The organism is Mesorhizobium sp. ORS 3428 (assembly GCF_001854785.1).
Taxonomy (GTDB): domain Bacteria; phylum Pseudomonadota; class Alphaproteobacteria; order Rhizobiales; family Rhizobiaceae; genus Mesorhizobium.
This window is the reverse complement of the sequence record NZ_MDFL01000096.1, coordinates 1-1215: the sequence shown is the minus strand read 5'-3', so window position 1 is coordinate 1215 and position 1215 is coordinate 1. Positions and strand designations below refer to the sequence as shown.

The window sequence follows — 1215 nt, the reverse complement described above, 5'->3', positions numbered from 1 at the left end:
AAGAATCGAATCACGTTTTGTTCTCATAATCGAACGCAAGGGTTAATGATCCGTTCCTTGGTTTGTCAACCAGATAATCGGCCTTCCAGCAGAGCTCCGAAAGTCCCATTGATAACTCGGTGTGGTCGGACCACGGTACGTATGAACTGGTCGTGACGCTAACCGGGTCGCGTCGAACCGCGCCGAGATTGTTCTGCCTGACCAGAGTGCGCATGAGCATCGCATGCAGTCTCATCACTTCTCCGGAGCGATCTCCACCGTCGCAATGTTGTCGATGACCCAGCCAATCGCCTGCTTGTGGTTCAAGATCATCTGGACTTCGGATGCGCGCCTAGCCTTCGGCACCACCGGGAAGGAGACGCCGGTGACGTAGATGCCGCGATTCAACATGCGCTGCGTCGAGTGGCGCCTCAAAGACTCCACTCGCATACGGTGTGAGGAGGCCTGACGTTTGACGTCGCAGGGCGTTTAGAACTTCTTCACCTCGATACCATGCCGACGCAGGGCATAGCCGATTTGCCGCGGCGTGAGGCCGAGGATACGACCAGCCTTGGCCTGAACCCAGCCGGCTTTCTGCATCGCATCGATCAGCCGGGCGCGATCGGTCACACGCAGGCCTGTTGCACCCCAGGCGGGATTGCTCGGATCGCGGCCGTTGAYGGGCACCGCCTCGCCCTCGGAGGTGCCGATGCGCCTGGCTCCCAGCGGCGATTCAACCGGCATTCTGTTGCGGCCGAACTCATCGCTGGCATTGTTGTCATTTGAACGCTCGGCTCCTTTCCAGAGGAGGGAAGACAGGCACTGGCTATTCTGGCAGGCGAAATCCGAAGGTGCGACCGTGCTTGAACGCGCAAGCGTGGCCGTCCTTCGCACGCAGTTTTCCAGCTCACGGACATTACCGGGGAAGTAGCATTGCGAGATCAGCTCAAGCGCCGACGGAGCGAAGGCGAGCTCGCGGTGGTTCTCGCTATTGAATCGATCGAGGAAGGCCTTCGCAAGGCGTGGAATATCACCGGGTCGCTCTCTGAGCGGTGGCAGCATGATTGGCACGACATTGATGCGATAGTAAAGGTCGGCTCTAAACTCTCCGTTCACCACAGCCGTCTCGAGGTCCTTGTTGGTGGCGCATATCAGCCGGACGTCGACCGTTAGCGTCCTGGTGCCGCCGACGCGCTCCAACTCGCCTTCCTGCAAGACGCGCAACAGCTTAGCCTG

General features: G+C 59.3%; 2 protein-coding genes. Both read right to left on the bottom strand.

The genetic code is table 11. The features are described 5' to 3' along the window. Positions 1-234 precede the first annotated feature (234 nt). Positions 235-390, bottom strand: coding sequence for a hypothetical protein (locus ORS3428_RS33240; RefSeq protein WP_157895941.1), 156 nt, complete (start codon positions 388-390; stop codon positions 235-237). Between the two features lie 78 nt (positions 391-468). Further along, positions 469-1215, bottom strand: a 747-nt coding sequence (locus tag ORS3428_RS08680) for a sigma 54-interacting transcriptional regulator (RefSeq protein WP_172833667.1), incomplete at its 5' end; no start/stop codon positions are given.